The sequence below is a fragment of the Parendozoicomonas callyspongiae genome (assembly GCF_023502345.1).
In the GTDB taxonomy this organism is placed as follows: Bacteria; Pseudomonadota; Gammaproteobacteria; order Pseudomonadales; family Endozoicomonadaceae; genus Sansalvadorimonas; species Sansalvadorimonas callyspongiae.
Genome location: NZ_JAMFLX010000065.1, coordinates 1 through 3,444 on the forward strand (window position 1 = coordinate 1; position 3,444 = coordinate 3,444).

Sequence of the window (3,444 nt, forward strand, 5' to 3'; positions counted from 1 at the left end):
TCCCAAAACTACCATTGGAGTAAACCTTTGGAAGAAGAAAGATCAAGCATTCTTTCATACCGGAATATGATTAAGTTCAATCAGAACAAGGATGCTTATCAAATATCTGAGTATCCGTTATATACAGATTCACATATTATTGGTGAAGTAAACGATAACATCGGTCCTTATCAGTTTTTGAATTTAGGCTCATACATCAATGAACCTGGTTCTGTGTACGAATCTATCATGCTAAGGATATCATGGTTCATTAACCCTAAAGGCACATATAACACCACAACTAATTATTCTAACTATCACGGTGGATGGGCTGTTGATGAAATAGCAGCATTAGCATCTTTAAGACTTGGCATAAGGTTAAAGGCTGGAGATGAGGTCAGAATTTTCGGTGGCTATAGTAAAGATCCTTTAGGCATGCCCCGAGCATCTCATAAGAAAAAACCTGAAATCTATTTTAAGGAGAGAAGGCCAATTCTTCCAGGAGTTGTTAAGCAGGTAAATGTTGAATCTCTTAAAGAAATACAGGATCTCAAGACTCTCACAGAATCACAGTTTACTGCACTTGTAAGAGCGGCCAGACAATTTCAAGATGCAATTTGGATTGCTGAAAGTGAGCCAGAGTTAGCCTGGATCATGCTTGTATCTTCTATAGAGACAGCTGCAAACGAGTGGGCTTCACACGATACAAGCCCATTAGAAAAAATAAAAGAATCCAAACCAGAACTTTCTGAATTAATCGCTTCAAAAGGTGGTGAGGAATTACTAAAAGCCATAGCTGAAGAGATTTCTCATACTCTAGGTGCAACAAGCAAGTTTCAGAAATTCTGCTTCGAGTTTATGCCCGATGCCCCAGAGAATAGACCCATAGAGCATGCTCAAATAAAATGGAGTAAAAAGGGATTTAAAAAAATCCTCAGTAAAATATATAATTATCGATCTATAGCACTTCATGCAGGCGTTCCTTTTCCAGCCCCCCTTTGTCAATCACCAGACCAATATAACCCCAAAGATGGTCTAGCTGAAAAAGGTTGCTTAGCCTCGGCAGTTCATACTTTGGGTGCCAGCTGGAGTTCAGAGGACTTACCAATATCAATGAATGCATTCTGCTATTTTGTGAATGGTACTCTGAATAACTGGTGGGACAGTATTGTGGAAACAGGAAGCTAACAAGCACATCTAATGGACGCAGCAAGCTGCGCCCCTAATGTGGGCGTTAGCTGTACTAAACCAGCATCCCAATAACCTTGAAGTTTACAGAGAGATAGAAATTGATTGAAGGGTTGAATGAATTAGCCAAAAATTATCTATCAGCAGCAGAAGAAAATTTTGGACCACAGCACTCTAAATGGAAGTTTAGTCATGTAGAATTCAACGATGACACACCTCACCTAAGATACCTCAAAGAAACCGGTGAAATAGTTATCTCTCTCAGTCTCGCTGCAAAAATCAATGAAAATCAAATTCACTTTCAACTTTCCCATGAAGCATGCCATATGCTTTACCCCGTAATGGATATTGAAACCGGAATATTAGAAAGAGCAACCATATTAAACGAGGGGACTTCAACCTTATTTTCAATCTGTGCGCTAAATGGCAGGTGCGATATAAAGCCAGTCTTAAAGGATTTGCAAGAAAGACACAAAAATTATTTTCATGCAATGGCCTTAACTCAAGAACTACTAAACATCGACAATAATGCAATAAAAAAGGTTCGCAAAATCCAACCACTTTTAAACAAAGTAACTGCGGATGACTTTGTAGAGGCAAAAGTACAAGCTCCTGAACTACTGATTTCAAGCTTACTCAAAACATTTGAGTAAGCAATATTCAACGTACAGCTAACAAGTGCAAGCAAGGGACTGCGCCTACGGCGCAGCCCCTGATGCAAGCGTTAGGTTGCTACCATAGTATTCTGCAAAACTGTATAATCTCCCAGCATTTATATTTGTATTCTTTCATGGAAGGATAAATGGACGTTAAATACTTAGGTTTTTCACTTGAAACAACGACAGATACCGTATCCGTGGAAGATCTCATGTCTGAAGTTTGTGAAATAAGCGGAGAGACAAATAATCTCAAGCCTATTGAGCGTAGAATCTACCTGAACGATGAAGACGACAAATACTACAAAGGGTTAGTAATAACCGTAAAAGATCAAAAAAAGTTCTGTAAGCTAACCTCTTCAAGTGATGGTTTCAAAATCGAAGTTGAGAACCTCAAAGGTGAAAACAAGCTGATGGATTTTAATTTCTTTGTGATAAACAAAGAAAATAATATTGGCCTTTATCAACACTATTTTCAATCCTGTTCACTTATGGTGTTTGGTGAGTACCTAAAACACAGCTATAGAACCATTAGAGATGGAAAAATAGCTCAAGAGATTAAAAATGAAAAAACCAAAAATCAAGGAACTATAAGCCCATCCGCAGAAAAAAGAATTAGAAGAAAATTCAAGTCCAAGCTTGAGTTTCAGGCTCTTTATCGCAAAGAAGATATAGAAGTAATCTTGAAAGAGTTTAAAAAAATCAAAGCATTTGAATACGAGTATGCAACGCTCACTCCAGATGTGATGGATGCAACACCTCTTTCTTCTTACGTGTCAAAAAAGAAAGAAAAGCTAACTTTTGCTACAAGTCACTCTGCTGATACCTTAGCAACAGCAATATCTGGAGCTGTGGATAAATTCGCTCCAAAAAGGGGTAAAGTATTAGTAGAAGATGCAGAAGGTATAGATTCAGCGATACAAATTTTCAATATGCCAGACTGCTTTGGTCTAGAAGACTATGATGAAGTTGCATATAAGCTAAACTCTCTTGATGTGAGTGAGTTTCAAAACGCAGACTACATTAAGGAGCTGATTGAAATATGTGAGTCAGATGACTATGAACATATATTTCAAGCTGAAATAAGATGACCAAACGAGTTCTTATTAGCCTTCTAATATCACTCTTGATTACAGCAGCTATTTATGTAGCTGCTGTCTTTATATCATGTGATCCGGTTTTGAAAAAGGAAATCTATTGCAGTTCCATTTCAAAGTTTGGTGAGTTTTATGCAAAAAATATAAGAGGTCATCTTTTTGCGGGTTTTTTAGCTCTGGGTGGTTTTTTACTTTCTCTAAAAACATTTATCATCGTTAACATGAAAGAAAACGTTTATGATAATGAACAATATAGAGAGAATTGGAAGAAGCAAAGAAAGCATGACAATTCACTTGAATTATATGGACCACTCAAAGAACTTAGCGACTTATTGTATTACGCAATAATTGCTAGTTTTATTGCTGCAATACTTCAAATGACTCTGGGTTTATATAAACATTGGATAACTGCTTTAATCTGTTCATGGAGTGCTATTTTCTCTGTCATACTAATAATCGACAGTTTGAAAATAATTAAAAGAAACCTCGACTCTTGGTTTGATGCAATAAAGCAACCTAACAAA

At 37.0% G+C, this 3,444-nt stretch carries 4 protein-coding genes; all 4 read left to right on the plus strand.

Translation table 11 applies throughout. The annotated features are described in order from the left end of the window. The coding region (locus M3P05_RS20185) for a hypothetical protein (protein ID WP_249701932.1) at positions 1-1,167 on the plus strand (1,167 nt) is incomplete at its 5' end. A gap of 101 nt (positions 1,168-1,268) precedes the next feature. Then, a complete protein-coding gene (locus M3P05_RS20190) occupies positions 1,269-1,820 on the plus strand; it encodes a hypothetical protein (RefSeq protein ID WP_249701933.1) in 552 nt (183 codons plus the stop codon). Positions 1,821-1,969: 149 nt separating this feature from the next. Continuing rightward, on the plus strand, positions 1,970-2,914 hold the full coding sequence (locus tag M3P05_RS20195; protein ID WP_249701934.1) for a hypothetical protein: 945 nt from the start codon (positions 1,970-1,972) through the stop codon (positions 2,912-2,914). Further along, the coding region (locus M3P05_RS20200; protein ID WP_249701935.1) for a hypothetical protein at positions 2,911-3,444 on the plus strand (534 nt) is incomplete at its 3' end. The genes M3P05_RS20195 and M3P05_RS20200, both read left to right, overlap by 4 nt.

What these genes read in the sequence shown, in the direction of transcription:
- M3P05_RS20195 (WP_249701934.1), top strand. Translation starts at nt 1,970, where the DNA reads ATGGACGTTAAATACTTAGGTTTTTCACTTGAAACAACGACAGATACC.